General features: G+C 45.7%; 16 protein-coding genes, 1 tRNA gene, 1 other RNA gene and 1 other annotated feature (2 of these 19 cut by a window edge). Of the genes, 5 read left to right on the forward strand and 13 right to left on the reverse strand.

Annotated elements, in window-relative coordinates; genetic code table 11:
- The 7 genes from C5I45_RS19475 to tadA all read right to left on the reverse strand — a co-directional run.
- Window positions 1-110: the start of a pro-sigmaK processing inhibitor BofA family protein gene (locus tag C5I45_RS19475; RefSeq protein WP_003150686.1), read on the reverse strand. It extends 154 nt beyond the left edge of the window; 110 of the gene's 264 nt are visible here — the first part of the coding sequence; it begins with the start codon at window positions 108-110; its stop codon lies off the left edge, out of view.
- Window positions 111-170: 60 nt separating this feature from the next.
- On the reverse strand, window positions 171-395 hold the full coding sequence (locus C5I45_RS19480; RefSeq protein WP_007408755.1) for a YaaL family protein: 225 nt from the start codon (window positions 393-395) through the stop codon (window positions 171-173).
- Between the two features lie 18 nt (window positions 396-413).
- Window positions 414-1,010, reverse strand: coding sequence for a recombination protein RecR (gene recR, locus C5I45_RS19485; protein ID WP_003150697.1), 597 nt, complete (start codon window positions 1,008-1,010; stop codon window positions 414-416).
- 14 nt (window positions 1,011-1,024) lie between these two features.
- Entirely contained in the window at window positions 1,025-1,348 is a 324-nt protein-coding gene (locus tag C5I45_RS19490; protein ID WP_003150700.1) for a YbaB/EbfC family nucleoid-associated protein, read from the reverse strand.
- Window positions 1,349-1,372: 24 nt separating this feature from the next.
- Entirely contained in the window at window positions 1,373-3,064 is a 1,692-nt protein-coding gene (gene dnaX, locus C5I45_RS19495; RefSeq protein WP_003150701.1) for a DNA polymerase III subunit gamma/tau, read from the reverse strand.
- A 132-nt stretch (window positions 3,065-3,196) separates the two neighbouring features.
- Window positions 3,197-3,461, reverse strand: an RNA gene (ffs, locus tag C5I45_RS19500) — signal recognition particle sRNA large type.
- Window positions 3,462-3,545: 84 nt separating this feature from the next.
- Window positions 3,546-4,028, reverse strand: coding sequence for a tRNA adenosine(34) deaminase TadA (gene tadA / locus C5I45_RS19505; RefSeq protein WP_003150702.1), 483 nt, complete (start codon window positions 4,026-4,028; stop codon window positions 3,546-3,548).
- 82 nt (window positions 4,029-4,110) lie between these two features.
- On the opposite strand from tadA, the gene C5I45_RS19510 reads away from it, so the two are divergent.
- From C5I45_RS19510 to dck, 4 genes are all read left to right on the forward strand, one after another.
- On the forward strand, window positions 4,111-4,662 hold the full coding sequence (locus C5I45_RS19510; RefSeq protein ID WP_014304186.1) for a cysteine hydrolase family protein: 552 nt from the start codon (window positions 4,111-4,113) through the stop codon (window positions 4,660-4,662).
- 71 nt (window positions 4,663-4,733) lie between these two features.
- Window positions 4,734-6,017: a glycoside hydrolase family 18 protein gene (locus C5I45_RS19515; protein ID WP_032858525.1), complete on the forward strand. Its 1,284-nt coding sequence runs from the start codon at window positions 4,734-4,736 to the stop codon at window positions 6,015-6,017.
- 95 nt (window positions 6,018-6,112) lie between these two features.
- A complete protein-coding gene (gene dgk / locus C5I45_RS19520) occupies window positions 6,113-6,736 on the forward strand; it encodes a deoxyguanosine kinase (RefSeq protein WP_003150705.1) in 624 nt (207 codons plus the stop codon).
- Window positions 6,733-7,386: a deoxyadenosine/deoxycytidine kinase gene (gene dck / locus C5I45_RS19525; RefSeq protein WP_025854087.1), complete on the forward strand. Its 654-nt coding sequence runs from the start codon at window positions 6,733-6,735 to the stop codon at window positions 7,384-7,386. The genes dgk and dck overlap by 4 nt, the downstream gene beginning before the upstream one ends.
- A 130-nt stretch (window positions 7,387-7,516) precedes the next feature.
- On the opposite strand, the gene C5I45_RS19530 is transcribed toward dck, so the two are convergent.
- Window positions 7,517-7,609, reverse strand: a tRNA-Ser gene (locus tag C5I45_RS19530).
- Between the two features lie 217 nt (window positions 7,610-7,826).
- On the opposite strand from C5I45_RS19530, the gene C5I45_RS19535 reads away from it, so the two are divergent.
- Window positions 7,827-8,972, forward strand: coding sequence for a glycerate kinase (locus C5I45_RS19535; RefSeq protein ID WP_003150707.1), 1,146 nt, complete (start codon window positions 7,827-7,829; stop codon window positions 8,970-8,972).
- Between the two features lie 11 nt (window positions 8,973-8,983).
- On the opposite strand, the gene serS is transcribed toward C5I45_RS19535, so the two are convergent.
- The 5 genes from serS to guaB form a co-directional block, all read right to left on the reverse strand.
- Window positions 8,984-10,261 (reverse strand): serine--tRNA ligase, encoded by a 1,278-nt coding sequence (gene serS, locus C5I45_RS19540; RefSeq protein ID WP_003150709.1) that lies wholly within the window; start codon window positions 10,259-10,261, stop codon window positions 8,984-8,986.
- A gap of 54 nt (window positions 10,262-10,315) precedes the next feature.
- Window positions 10,316-10,528, reverse strand: a binding site (T-box leader).
- A 52-nt stretch (window positions 10,529-10,580) separates the two neighbouring features.
- Window positions 10,581-11,171, reverse strand: a complete 591-nt coding sequence (gene pdxT / locus C5I45_RS19545) for a pyridoxal 5'-phosphate synthase glutaminase subunit PdxT (RefSeq protein ID WP_003150711.1) — start codon at window positions 11,169-11,171, stop codon at window positions 10,581-10,583.
- Window positions 11,172-11,192: 21 nt separating this feature from the next.
- Complete coding sequence (gene pdxS / locus C5I45_RS19550) at window positions 11,193-12,077, reverse strand: pyridoxal 5'-phosphate synthase lyase subunit PdxS (RefSeq protein WP_003150714.1); 885 nt, start codon at window positions 12,075-12,077, stop codon at window positions 11,193-11,195.
- A 197-nt stretch (window positions 12,078-12,274) separates the two neighbouring features.
- Entirely contained in the window at window positions 12,275-13,606 is a 1,332-nt protein-coding gene (gene dacA / locus C5I45_RS19555) for a D-alanyl-D-alanine carboxypeptidase (RefSeq protein WP_003150715.1), read from the reverse strand.
- Window positions 13,607-13,758: 152 nt separating this feature from the next.
- Window positions 13,759-15,000, reverse strand: the 3' portion of a protein-coding gene (gene guaB / locus C5I45_RS19560) for an IMP dehydrogenase (protein ID WP_003150717.1). 225 nt of this gene lie beyond the right edge of the window; only the last 1,242 of its 1,467 coding nucleotides appear in the window; its start codon lies beyond the right edge, outside the window — the gene reads right to left on this strand; the stop codon is at window positions 13,759-13,761.

A 15,000-nucleotide genomic window follows, 5' to 3' on the forward strand; every position in this document is an offset into this window, starting at 1 on the left:
AACTTAATGGCAGTCACACCAATCCACCTTAACGGTTTTGAAGATACTCCCCATAAAAAAAGCAAAGCAACCAGACCGACAATCAAACCGATAATGAAAAAAGGCTCCATGAATCTTCCCCCTCGCTTGTTTAGTACAAGCTTATGAGAAGATTCCGGAGAATAGACCTCTTACTTCCATCTGCTCATTTTCAAATTCCGCTGCTTCGCTTCTTTCAAATAAAAAAAGTACTTAGATTCAGCGACTTTCAGCTCAAACAACACCTCAGCGGAGGGCTCTAGACTTTTCTCGACCAGACTCTTCTGTCTGTTCCATTCTTCTTTTTGTTTAAAGAGCTGTTCTATCAGCTTCTCGTCAAACTCTTTTCTTAATGTATTTCTGCGAAGAAAACCCATGCCTTGCCTTTTCCTCCCTTACAATTCACGTCTTCCTTCAAGAGCTTTTGAAAGAGTGACCTCATCAGCATATTCCAAATCACCGCCGACGGGCAGACCGTGGGCAATACGGGAGAGCTTGATGCCTGAGGGCTTTAACAGCCTTGATATATACATCGCTGTTGCTTCCCCTTCAATATTAGGGTTGGTTGCGAGAATAACTTCTGTCACTTGATCATCCTGAAGACGTTTCAGCAGCTCCGGAATCTTAATATCCTCCGGGCCGATGCCGTCCATTGGTGAAATCGCGCCGTGAAGAACATGATACTGGCCGTTATATTCCTTCATTTTCTCCATCGCGATCACATCCTTAGGGTCCTGCACGACACAAATAACAGACTTATCTCTTCTTGTGTCCTCACATATATAACAAGGGTCCTGATCTGTAATATGTCCGCAAATCGAGCAATATGTCAGATTCCGCTTCGCATTGACAAGCGCCTTAGCAAAATCCAATACTGTGTCTTCTTTCATACCTAGAACAAAAAAAGCCAGACGAACCGCTGTTTTCGGTCCGATCCCTGGCAATTTCATAAAGCTGTCAATCAGCTTTGATATTGGTTCAGGATACTGCATGTTTATTTATCCCCCTAGAATAAACCCGGTATGTTCATTCCTTTTGTAAATTGTCCCATTGTCTCATTCGTCATGTCATCCACTTTTTTGAGGGCGTCGTTTGTCGCAGCAAGAACCAGGTCCTGAAGCATTTCGATATCTTCCGGATCAACAACTTCTTCTTTAATGGCAACGTCTACAACTTCTTTTTGGCCGTTGACTTTTACAGTCACCATACCGCCGCCCGCTGTGCCTTCGAGCACTTTTTCAGCAAGTTCCTCCTGAGCCTTCGCCATATCCTTTTGCATTTTTTGCATTTGTTTCATCATTTTTTGCATGTTTCCCATTCCGCCACGCATATTCAATCACTCTCTTTCATCTTATTAGTCTTTTATTTCGATTAAATCCGCTCCGACAAGTTTTTTCGCCTCTGCAATCAGCGGATCTTCTTCAGCCGGTTCGTTTGATCCTTCACTTTCCTGCTGGTGATCATTTAAAAATTCTTCTCTTATTTTACCCCATTGTGCTTCCGGAACGCCAATCAAATCCATTCTTTTCCCGAGCATTGATTCGAGAATCTGTTCAAGATTCGTACGGACTCCGTTATTGTCTTCTGCAACCATTTTACAATGGATTTCGTATTTAAATTTAAGCACAAATGCCTTTTGAGCAGCGGCCACCGGTTCACTGTCATTCAAAAGAGCCGCATGAGACACCTTATTCTGCTGTTTCAGGTGTGCCAGCAGCTTGCCCCAGCTGCTTTTAAGCTGTTCAAGATCAGGTCTTGTGGCTTCCTTCAATATCTCATGAATTCTTCCGACCGGGGCTTTATAATGGCTTTTTCCGCCTTTTTGAGGACGCGGAGCTTCTTTCGGAGCGCTTTCCATCTGAACCTTCACACCGGAGGTTTTCAGCCTTTCTACTTCCTGCTCAAGCTGCTGGATCTTATTCATCAGCATGCCGACCTCAGGGATGTCTCCGGCGGATTGCTGTGCCGTTTGGCATATTTTCACGACAGCCACTTCAAAAAAGATTCTTGGGTGGTTCGTCCACTTCATTTCCTGATGGCTTTTATTCAGGATATCAATCATCTCATATAAAGCGGGGGCCGGTATGTCACCGCTCAGATTCCGAAACGTTTCATCGACCTTCACCTTCTCCAGGACTCCTTCTAAACCGGGAGCGGCCTGGTACAAGAGCATATCCCTGAAATAGAAAATCATATCTTCAATCAGTTTGGCCGCATCTTTCCCCTGCTGGAGCAATTCATTCAGTGTTTCCAATGCCTCGGAAACCTGTTTGCGGTGAAGAGCAGATGCCAGTTTTCCAATATAGTGCTGAGAAACGGCTCCGGTAATGAGCAAAGCGTCATCCACCGACAGCTCCTCGCCGCTGAATGATACAGCTTGATCGAGCAGGCTCAGCGCGTCCCTCATTCCTCCGTCCGCAGCACTCGCTATGATATCAAGGGCTCCTTCTTCCACCTTCAGCTGCTCTGCATCGACGATTGTCTTCATTCGTCCGACAATTGCTTTGGATGTAATCCGTTTGAAGTCAAAACGCTGACATCTGGAGATAATGGTTAAAGGAATCTTATGAGGCTCAGTCGTAGCTAATATGAAAATGCAATGTGCCGGCGGTTCTTCCAGCGTTTTCAGAAGCGCATTAAATGCGCCGATAGAGAGCATATGCACCTCATCTATAATATATACCTTGTAAGTAACGGCCGACGGGGCAAATTTTACTTTGTCACGGATGTCGCGGATTTCGTCTACGCCGTTATTCGACGCCGCATCTATTTCAATCACATCTGATATAGAGCCATTTGTGATCCCCTTGCATGCCGCGCACTCATTGCACGGTTCTTCTACAGGGGCGTGCTCACAGTTGACTGCTTTCGCAAATATTTTAGCTGCACTGGTTTTTCCCGTTCCCCGCGGTCCAGAAAACAGATATGCATGAGAAAATTTCTTTTGCAAAAGGGCATTTTGCAGCGTTTTCGTAATGTGTTCCTGTCCGACCACATCTTCAAACTGCTGAGGCCTAAATACTCGATATAAAGCTTGGTAACCCACAGGATGCGCCCTCCTCTGTTATTCATCATGTTTATTATACATGAACGTGCTTTTAACGCCAAAACCCGTTTTTCATATACGAAAAAACTCACCTGCCATAACAGGTGAGTCTGAAATTTGATGATTGATTTACCGTGCACCTTCTGTCGATTCGCTACCCTAAGCGTTACTTAAGCAGTTAGCTCAGCCCAGGCAACCCTGCGGCACATGAGAGGTTTCACTTAATGCTGCTTCCTTCCGGACCTGACATGGTTCATGAATTCCCATTGCGCAGGACCCAGACGTCAACGCCACTTACTTAAGGCAGACCTTACAGTAAACGAACCTCGAGAAGGGATTCGGCCCCGCTAGAGCGGATTGCGGGTACAGGGCACCGCTACCTCCCCGCTTAGCACGGCAAAATAAATATCAAATTTTGATATGCGCACCATTCATGATGCACACATAAGTATATCTGCTTCAGGCAGAAAATGCAACCGTACTACTCAGACAACTTTTTCCTCATGTCTTTCTTTTGCCGGCGCAGCTTTCTGAAAAAAGCGCTGAGCATTTCTCCGCACTCTTCTCCGAGCACGCCGCTCACCACTTCCGCTTGGTGGTTGAACCGCTCTTCCTGCAAGAGGTTCATCAGCGTTCCTGTACAGCCCCCCTTGGGATCAAATGCGCCGAATACGACCTTATCGACTCTCGAAAGCACGACGGCTCCCGCGCACATCGGACACGGCTCCAAAGTGACATAAAGAACGGCATCCTCAAGTCTCCATGTCCCCAGCTTACGGCACGCTTCGTCTATCGCCAGCATTTCGGCGTGGGCAAGCGACCTCTGTTCAGTCTCCCGCAGATTATGCGCCCGCGCCACGATCTCATCGTGCAGAACAAGAACTGCTCCGATCGGCACTTCACCTTTCTCTTCGGCTTTCTTCGCTTCTTTTATGGCTTCTCTCATATAATATTCATCATTCATCGGTTCGAGCTCTCTTCTTAAGTTTTTTCATGTCTCATAAAGGTTAAAATAGGAATACCCCAGCAGAAAGGAGTTGCCGGTATTGTCTGAACCTAACAACACAGCCCTTCTGATTGTCGATATGATCAACAATTTTCAATTTGATATGGGCGAACGTCTTGCTGAAAAAACCAAACAAATTGTCCCCCGTATTTTATCATTAAAGAAGCATGCAAAACAAAGCAACTGGCCGATTATTTATATTAATGATCATTACGGGCTCTGGAAGGCTGATATTGATGCCATCAGGGAGGAATGCAGCAACGACAGAAGCGCCTCCATTATAAAAGATATTTCGCCTCAGCCGGATGATTATTTTCTCATTAAACCGAAGCATTCCGCTTTTTACGAAACGGCGCTTCACACCCTTCTGACCGAATTACAAGTGAACCGATTAATCATCACGGGGATTGCCGGGAACATTTGTGTGCTGTTCACGGCCAACGACGCTTATATGAGAGAATACAGCATTGCCATTCCGAAAGACTGCACCGCTTCCAATAACGACGAAGACAATGATTTCGCTTTGACCATGATGGAGAATGTTCTCTTCGCAGAAATAACCACGGAAAAACAAATTACCGCCGAAAAATAAACATGATCAGCCTCCTTTTTTCATATATTTGATAGCGGATATGAAAGGAGGCGTTTTTCATTCAGATCTATATAGTGAAACGGGGCGACACGCTTTCCGCTATTGCGGCGCGCTACCGGACAGCCGCAAATGTCATTGCGGAAGCAAATAAACTGCCTAATCCCAATACATTGGTTGTCGGACAAACCCTTGTCATCCCGATTGAGGGTCAATATTACGAAGTAAAACAAGGTGATACTCTCGCGTCAATCGCCGGCCGTTTTCATATATCGGCCGCGGAGCTTGCGAGGGTGAACGGAATTCAGCCCGGCACCACATTGAGAGTCGGAACCCGCCTTTACATTCCGCAGCAGGCGAATAAGCCCGATATCGAATCAAACGCATATATAGAACCGCGGGGAACGAGCGTAAGCGCTAATCTGCAGCAGGCGGCAAGGGAGGCCTCTCCTTATTTAACATACCTCGGCGCATTCAGTTTTCAAGTGCAGCGGAACGGAACTTTAAAGGAACCGCCTCTGACCAATTTAAAAAGCATCAGTGACAGGCACAACACCACACTGATGATGATCATCACCAACCTTGAAAATGACGCATTCAGCGATGAACTCGGGCGGCTCATCTTGAACGACAATACAGTGAAAACAAAACTCTTTCAGGAAATCGTCTCCACGGCTAAAAAGTACGGCTTTCGCGATATTCACTTTGATTTCGAATATTTACGCCCCCAGGACAGGGAAGCCTACAATCGTTTTTTACGTGAAGCGAGAACGATTTTTCATCGGGAAGGCTGGAAGATTTCAACGGCGCTTGCTCCGAAAACGAGCGCGACTCAGGCCGGCAAATGGTACGAAGCTCATGACTATAGGGCACATGGAGAAATCGTCGATTTCGTCGTGATTATGACATATGAGTGGGGGTACAGCGGAGGCCCGGCTCAGGCCGTATCACCTATCGGCCCTGTAAGAAATGTCATTGAGTACGCGCTGACGGAAATGCCTTCTTCAAAAATCGTCATGGGCCAGAATATGTACGGCTATGATTGGACACTGCCTTTCAAACAGGGAACGACAGCGAAAGCCGTCAGTCCTCAGCAGGCAATCGCTCTGGCAGCACGCTATAAAGTCGACATTCAATATGACGAAACCGCCCAGGCTCCCTTCTTCCGATACACGGATGCAAATCAGAAACGGCATGAAGTATGGTTTGAAGACGCACGATCCATTCAAGCGAAATTCAATTTAATTAAAGAACTTCATTTAAGAGGAATCAGCTATTGGAAACTCGGCCTTTCTTTCCCGCAAAACTGGCTTTTGCTCGGCGATCAATTTCATATTGTAAAAGAGACGTTTCGTTAATTGGAAGCGTCTTTTTTCATGGGCTTTTCTGTGAGTGTGATACAATATAAAGGCCGGCAGCTGACGGATGTTTGCAGAATTAAGGAGGATTTTCAATGAACAGAGCCCCTTTTATCGCGGTAGAAGGTCCTATCGGGGCAGGAAAAACGACACTCGCTACGATGCTTTCTGAAGAGCTCGGTTTTCCTATGATTAATGAGATTGTGGAAGACAACCCTTATCTCGATAAGTTTTATGACAATATCGAGGAGTGGAGTTTCCAGCTTGAAATGTTTTTTCTATGTCACAGGTATAAACAGCTTGAAGACACCGATCGAGATTATTTAAAACAAGGACAGCCCGTTTTGTCCGATTATCATATTTATAAAAATGTTATTTTCGCAGAGCGTACATTGCACGGCCAAAAGCTTGAGAAGTATAAGCAGATCTATCATCTGCTCACTCACGACCTGCCGAAGCCGAATATCATTGTATACATAAAGGCAAGCCTGCCGACATTGCTTCAACGCATTGAAAAACGCGGGCGCCCGTTTGAGAAAAATATCGAACATCAATATCTGGAACATCTCATTGCAGATTACGACACAGCCATCAGACAGCTTCAGGAAGAAGATCCGGATATATCTGTACTGACCATTGACGGTGATACTGAAGACTTTGTTTTGAATAAGACAGACTATGAAAGAATTGCCCGTCAGGTAAAGGAGCTTATTAAATGAAAGACATTCATATTCCAAACAATGCCATTATAACAGTAGCAGGAACGGTAGGAGTCGGAAAATCGACTTTGACCAAAGCTTTAGCAAAACGGCTCGGGTTTCATACCTCACTTGAGGAAGTGGATGAAAACCCTTATTTAGAGAAGTTTTATCACGATTTTGAACGCTGGAGCTTCCATTTGCAAATTTATTTTCTGGCTGAGCGGTTCAAAGAGCAAAAAAACATGTTTGAATCAGGCGGCGGATTCGTGCAGGACCGTTCGATTTATGAAGATACAGGCATATTCGCAAAAATGCATGCCGATAAAGGAACCATGTCGCTGACAGATTACACAACATACACAAGCCTATTTGAGGCGATGGTCATGACGCCGTATTTCCCGCATCCTGATGTTTTGATCTATTTAGAAGGCGACCTTGAATACATTATAAGCCGGATTGAAAAGCGGGGCCGCGAGATGGAGCTGCAGACAAACCGCTCCTATTGGGAAGAGATGTATACACGGTACGAAGACTGGATAAGCGGTTTTAACGCCTGCCCTGTGCTGAAAGTACGCATTGAAGATTATGACCTTGAAGCTGATGAACAGTCACTGGAACCTTTGATCGAAAAAATCAGTCACGTGATCAACGGAAACAGAAACAAATAAAAATAGCAAAGCGATTTTCCCCGAACAGAGAAAATCGCTTTTTTTGCATATAAAAAATCCGCTGCATCACATGCAGCGGACAAAACAATCTCCAATATATGCTCGAGTTTCATTAGGTTTAAAATCAATATGGCGGAGGAAGAGGGATTCGAACCCCCGCGGGCTTTGACACCCCTGTCGGTTTTCAAGACCGATCCCTTCAGCCAGACTTGGGTATTCCTCCGTATCGACATTTAATAATATACCACATGACCCAAATTTCAGTCAAGCGCTTTTTCATATTTTTTATTTCATTTCTTAAACAGCTTTTCCGTCAGCTTTACTATCATACAAAAGTCTTGCGTCCAATTCAACCTCAGTATGCCATACGGGCAGGAAAACACAGTAAAAATCAAGAATAGATTCAAACAGATAACCTGCTCATAAAGGTGGAGAACATAATGAAAATCATCATTGCACCCGATTCTTTCAAAGAAAGCATGACATCAAAAGAAGCAGCTGACAGCATAGAAAAAGGATTCAAAGCGGTTTTCCCTGACGCGGAATATACCAAGATACCCGCGGCTGATGGCGGAGAAGGAACCGTTCAGGCTTTGACGGATGCCACTGGCGGAAGCATCATCAAAAAAACTGTGACCGGTCCGCTGGGAACGCCGGTAAACGCCGCATATGGACTTCTGGGAGACGGACGCACGGCAGTCATTGAAATGGCGGAAGCATCGGGACTCCATCTCGTTCCCCGCCATCTCAGAGATCCGTTGAACACAACGACAAGAGGAACGGGTGAACTGATAGCGGATGCAGCCTCCCGCGGGGCGAGTGAGATCATCATCGGGCTTGGCGGGAGTGCAACCAATGACGGCGGAACAGGAATGGCGAGCGCGCTCGGTGTGCGTTTCTTAAATGAGGAAGGTCAGGAGATACATGACGGCGGAGGCGCTCTGCACACCCTAGCTTCTATTGATATAAGCGGGCTCTCCCCTGATCTGAAACATATCCGTTTTCGTGCCGCATGTGATGTCGAAAATCCCCTGACCGGTGAAAACGGCGCGTCATATGTCTTCGGCCCGCAAAAAGGGGCGTCCGAGAAGACTAAAGTTGTATTGGATCGCAATTTATACCATTTCGCTGACGTATTGAGACGTCAGCACGATATCGAAGCGGATACCGTAAAAGGCGCGGGCGCCGCAGGGGGGCTGGGCGCTGGACTGATCGCTTTCTTACAGGCAGAAATTCAAAGCGGGATTGACGTTGTATTAGATACACTGTCCTTCTCAGATCAGATAAGAGATGCTGACCTTGTCATTACCGGAGAGGGCCAGATTGACGGACAAACGATATTCGGCAAAACCCCCGCCGGGATCGCCGCACGCGCAGCCGCTCAAGAAATTCCCGTTATCGCATTGGCGGGCTCCTTAGGCAAAAATTTTGAGCATGTTTACAGCGCAGGAATAACAGCTGTATTTTCTATCGTGCCCGGCGCTGTAAGTCTTGAAGACGCCTTAGCATCCGGCCGTTTTAACCTGGAAAGTACAGCCCGGAATGCCGCCGCTCTATACCGGGCAGCAAAAAAGGCGCGCCTCTAGGGCGCACCTTTTTATGGTTTGATGACTTCTTTATTTCCCATATAAGGACGAAGCACTTTAGGAATGATGACACTTCCGTCTTCCTGCTGGTAGTTTTCCAAGATGGCAGCTACAGTTCTGCCGACTGCAAGACCTGAACCGTTTAATGTATGCACATGCTCAGGCTTGCCTTTCGCTTCGCGTCTGAAACGAATGTTCGCACGTCTTGCCTGGAAGGCCTCAAAGTTGCTGCAAGAAGAAATTTCACGGTATGTGTCTTGGCTTGGAATCCATACCTCAATATCGTACTTTTTCGCAGCTGTAAAGCCGAGATCACCGGTACACATGCTCATGACGCGATACGGCAGTTCAAGCAGCTGAAGCACCCGCTCAGCTTGATTTGTCAGTTTTTCAAGCTCCTCATAAGAATCTTCCGGCTTCACGAACTTTACAAGCTCAACCTTGTTGAACTGATGCTGACGGATCAAACCGCGTGTATCACGGCCGGCGGATCCCGCTTCTGAACGGAAGCAGGCGCTGAACGCGGCATAATTGATCGGCAGGTTCTCACCGGATAAGATTTCATCGCGGTGCATATTTGTAATCGGCACTTCCGCCGTCGGAATTAAGAAATAATCCTCTTCTCTGATTTTAAAAGCATCCTCTTCAAATTTAGGAAGCTGTCCCGTACCTGTCATGCTCGTACGGTTTACCATATAAGGAGGAATGACTTCCGTGTAATCATATTCATCCACGTGAAGATCCAGCATAAAGTTGTAGAGCGCGCGTTCGAGGCGGGCGCCTAATCCTTTATAAAACACAAACCGGCTGCCTGTTACTTTTGAAGCGCGTTCGAAATCAAGAATGTTTAAGCGGTCTGCGATATCCCAATGCGGTTTCGGCTCATATGAAAATGCCGGCGCCTCTCCCCACTTGCGAATTTCAATGTTATCATCTTCCGTTTCTCCGACGGGAACTGAATCGTGCGGGATGTTCGGAATAGACAGAAGGATGGTTTCGAGCGTCGTTTCGACAGTACGAAGCTCTTCATCAAGCTTCTTAATTTCTTCGCCTACTTCACGCATCTCTTTAATAATATGATCAGCGTCTTTTTTCTCCCGTTTCAAAACGGCGACCTGCTGAGACACCTCATTGCGTTTTCCCTTCAGTTCTTCTACTTTACCGATAAGCTCTCTTCTCTTTTCATCCAGCTCTTCAAACTTGTCAAAGTCAGATAAGTCTTCGCCTTTTGGAATGAGCTTCGCTTTTACCTCTTGAAAATTGGCTCTCAGCACCTTCGTATCAATCATGCCTAACAACTCCTATCTGTTTTTATCGAAAATAAAAAAGAGCCCTCATCCCCTAAAAGGGACGAGAGCTCTCGCGTTGCCACCCTGATTGAAAACAAGCTCACACTTGCTTTCCGCTTTAACACATAACGGTTTTCCCGTAAATGCCTACTTGTTTTCAGCATTTCGCTCAAGGACGGATTCGGACAGCATCTTTCACCGATTCGCACCACCCATCGGCTCTCTTTGAAAGAGGGGCTTCCTACTGCTTCCTGTCAACGCTTTTCGATCTTTATTTGTGATTATAATGTACTATAAGTATCAGCGGTTTTCAACTGTTTTATACAGCTGTTTCCTGCTTATGCTTTTCCGCCATCTTCACAAACAGCTCTGTCACCCGGTGATCATCCGTCAGTTCAGGATGGAACGAGCAGCCGAGGAAATTTCCCTGCTTTGCAGCCACGATGCGTCCGTTATGCTCACAAAGCACTTCAACATCTTCTCCGGCTTTTAAAATATGCGGTGCGCGAATAAATACACCCGTAAACGGCTCATCAAGGCCTTTAATCGTCAGATCAGCTTCAAAGCTGTCGACCTGACGGCCAAAGGAATTACGCTCGACAACTACGTTCAACAGCCCTAAATGAGCGTTATCCGTTCCCGCTATCTCTTTGGCTAAGATAATCAGACCGGCGCATGTGCCGAACATCGGCTTGCCTTGAGCGGCAAACTCGCGAAGCGGCTCCATAAAATGATACGTATCCATTAAACGCCGCATCGTCGTGCTTTCCCCGCCCGGCAGGATTAAGCCGTCGATGTCATTCAGCTGTTCAGGACGCTTAATGACGACACCTTTTGAACCACATGCTTCAATTGAACGAATATGTTCTCTTACTGCTCCTTGAAGTCCAAGTACACCAATTGTTAACATGCTTACAGCTCTCCTATGGTTTTACCAGCCGCGTTCTTGCATACGCTGTTCCGGCAATAGATTTGAGATTTCGATGCCTTTCATTGCTGTGCCTAATTCTTTAGAAAGCTCAGCGATCAGTTTGTAGTCTGTATAATGAGTCGTTGCTTCAACAATTGCTTTGGCGAATTTAGCAGGGTTGTCTGATTTGAAAATACCTGAACCGACAAATACGCCGTCAGCGCCAAGCTGCATCATCAATGCCGCGTCAGCAGGCGTCGCTACTCCGCCGGCAGCAAAGTTCACTACAGGCAGTTTGCCGTCACGTTTGATCTGAAGAAGCAGTTCATAAGGAGCGCCGAGGTTTTTAGCTTCAGTCATCAGCTCATCATCGCTCATCGCAACAACTTTGCGCACTTGCGCGTTTACTTTTCTCATATGGCGGACAGCTTCCACAATGTTTCCTGTTCCCGGTTCGCCTTTTGTACGAAGCATGGAAGCTCCTTCGGCGATACGGCGCGTTGCTTCGCCGAGATCACGGCAGCCGCATACGAACGGGACTGTATATTCATTTTTATTTAAATGAAATTCTTCGTCAGCCGGAGTCAGAACTTCACTTTCATCGATGTAATCTACTCCCATTGCTTCAAGGACACGCGCTTCAACGATATGTCCGATACGCGCTTTTGCCATTACGGGAATGGATACAGCATTCATTACTTCTTCAACGATTGTCGGATCAGCCATGCGGGCAACACCGCCGGCAGCGCGAATATCAGCCGGAACGCGTTCTAACGCCATTACGGCAACAGCTCCCGCCTCTTCCGCAATCTTCGCTTGTTCAGCATTTACTACGTCCATGATGACGCCGCCTTTTTGCATTTCCGCCATGCCGCGTTTTACACGATCAGTACCTGTTTGAGCCATTATTTGGTCCCCCTAGTCAATGTATAGTTAGATAATGTCTATCTCTTATTGTATCCCAGAAATACAATATTTCATATGGGTATTCTTATTTTACAGCGAGATGAATAAGATAGATATCATTTTTTTACTAATAATTTGGTTTTTTCAGTATATTAAGCAAAAGAGCCCTAACTTTCATCAGAGCTCTTTCTTATTTCTTAAAACCAGCCTGTTACCGTGTCAACGGCGCTGTTCCAGATACCGGAGAAAAATCCGCCGATGCCGCGCATCATCTGAACAAACCAGTTTGCTTTATCTACATCATTTTTCGTTACAAGATTCACGCTGAACTCTTTGGATTTGAGGAAGCCATAGTCTTTGTCACTGCCTTTGTATGTAACTGTCAGCGTTCCGACTTTCGTTCCCTTTTTCACAGGAGCCGTGATTTCTTTTTTATCTATAGTCACTTCGGCTTTATAGTTCTTTTCATCCCCGCTTTTCACAGGAATAGAAAGCGCCTTGTCAGTAACAATATCGACTTGCTTGTCTTTCCCTTTTTCAACGTCAACCGTTTTGTGCCCCTTTACTTGAGAGCCTTCAGGGTAAAGATCTTTCATTGAGAAATTGCTGTTAAATGCGTAATCGAGCATTTTTTTCGTTTCATCAAAACGTCCGGTATGCAGGTTGCCTTTTGCGTTTAATACAACGGTGATGACCCGCATTCCGTTCCGCTGTGCTGTGCTTGTAAAACAAGATCCCGCAGAATCAGTAGAACCCGTTTTTAAGCCGTCAACGCCAGGGTATTCAGAAACAAGACCTTTTAACATGAAGTTCCAGTTCGGCATGTCCATTTCATCATCAGTGCCGGCTCTGAATTTCGTTTTAGCGATGCTTGTTGTTTTGAGAACTTCCGGATAATCAGTGATCAGGCGGTCTGCAAGAAGCGCCATGTCTTTAGCAGAAACTTCACTCTCTTCTTTAACGCCTTCTCCTTGCGGCTGTTTGCCGTGAAGATCTTCATTCACAAGCCCTGTGGCATTTTTAAAATCATAGTTTGTCATGCCTAATTCTTTGGCTTTCGCATTCATTTCAGCGACAAATTTCGTTTCAGTTCCGGCAAGAATTTCGGCAACTGCAATCGCGGCTCCGTTAGCAGAGTAAATCGCCATGGCCTGATACAGTTCTTTAACCGTGTATTTGCCGTCTTTTCGAAGGGGGACGTTTGATAAACTGTTGTCTTGAGAAATTTCATAGACATAATCATCAGGAGTATACGTTTGATCCCATTTCACTTTTCCTTCTTTAATGGCTTCCAGAAGCAGATATTCAGTCATCATTTTTGTCATGCTGGCAATCGGCAGTCTTTTGTCTGCATTTTTACTGTATAAAATTTTTCCCGATGAAGCCTCAATCATTATCGCAGCTGATGCGTTGACATCAATCGGGTCATTGCCGGCTGCCTCCGCTTTAGACATCGGAACAAAGCAAGTTGCGGCCAGTGCCAGTACCACTAATGACACCAACAGCTGTTTCCATTTCGTGATGTTCAATCTTACGACCTCCGTCATTCATTTTAAATCTATAATTAAGCCGTTAAGGACATATTCAAATTCAAAACACAACAGTATAAATTTTATCACACTCGATATAAAAAAAATAGACAGAGTCAGCGACCCTGTCAAATGTTTTTTATTTGTAACAATTATGAGATTGTGTAGTTTGGTGATTCTTTCGTAATTTGGACATCATGCGGATGACTTTCGCGAAGACCGGCACCTGTCATACGGATGAATTGAGCCTCTTCTCTTAAAGCGCGCAAGTCTTTTGAACCGCAATATCCCATACCTGAACGAAGACCGCCGACAAGCTGATACACTGTTTCTTCTACAGGACCTTTGTACGGAGTCCGTCCTTCGATACCTTCAGGGACGAATTTCTTATTTTCTTCTTGGAAATATCGGTCTTTACTGCCTTTTTCCATGGCAGCAACAGAACCCATACCGCGATACACTTTAAATCTTCTGCCCTGATAGATTTCAGTCTCTCCCGGGCTTTCTGAAGTACCGGCAAGCAGGCTTCCGAGCATTACGGCATGTCCGCCTGAAGCCAACGCTTTCGTAATATCTCCGGAGAATTTAATACCGCCGTCTGCGATAATTGTCGCGCCGTGTTTTCTCGCTTCAGTGGCACAATCATAAATGGCAGTGATCTGCGGTACGCCTACACCTGCAACGACGCGTGTCGTACAGATAGAACCAGGCCCGATTCCCACTTTGACAATATTTGCTCCGGCTTCAATCAGAGCTTTTGTCGCTTCAGCCGTTGCAACATTTCCTGCGATAATGTTCAGTTCAGGATATGTTTCACGGATTTTCGCAACTGTGTTCAGTACGCCTCTGGAATGTCCGTGAGCCGTATCAACCACGATAACGTCGACATTCGCTTCAACAAGCTTGCTGACGCGTGTCATTGTATCGCCTGTCACGCCTACCGCAGCGCCGACAATAAGGCGTCCGTGTTCATCTTTAGATGAATTAGGGAATTCGATAACCTTTTCAATATCTTTGATCGTGATAAGACCTTTTAATTTGTTTTGGTCATCCACTAACGGAAGTTTTTCAATTTTATGTTTCTGTAAGATTTTTTCTGCTTCGTCTAATGTGGTTCCCACAGGAGCCGTAACCAGCTCTTCTTTTGTCATGACATCACTGATTTTCATTGAATAATCAGAGATAAAGCGAAGATCACGGTTTGTAATGATACCGACAAGCTTTTGATCGTCTTTATTATCTACGATCGGAACACCGGAAATTCTGTATTTCCCCATCAAATGCTCCGCATCGAATACTTGATGATCAGGTGTTAAAAAGAAGGGATTTGTAATAACGCCCCGTTCAGAACGTTTGACTTTGTCAACATGTTCAGCCTGCTGTTCGATGGACAT

This window comes from Bacillus sp. ZY-1-1 (assembly GCF_003047165.1).
GTDB classification, from domain to species: domain Bacteria; phylum Bacillota; class Bacilli; order Bacillales; family Bacillaceae; genus Bacillus; species Bacillus velezensis.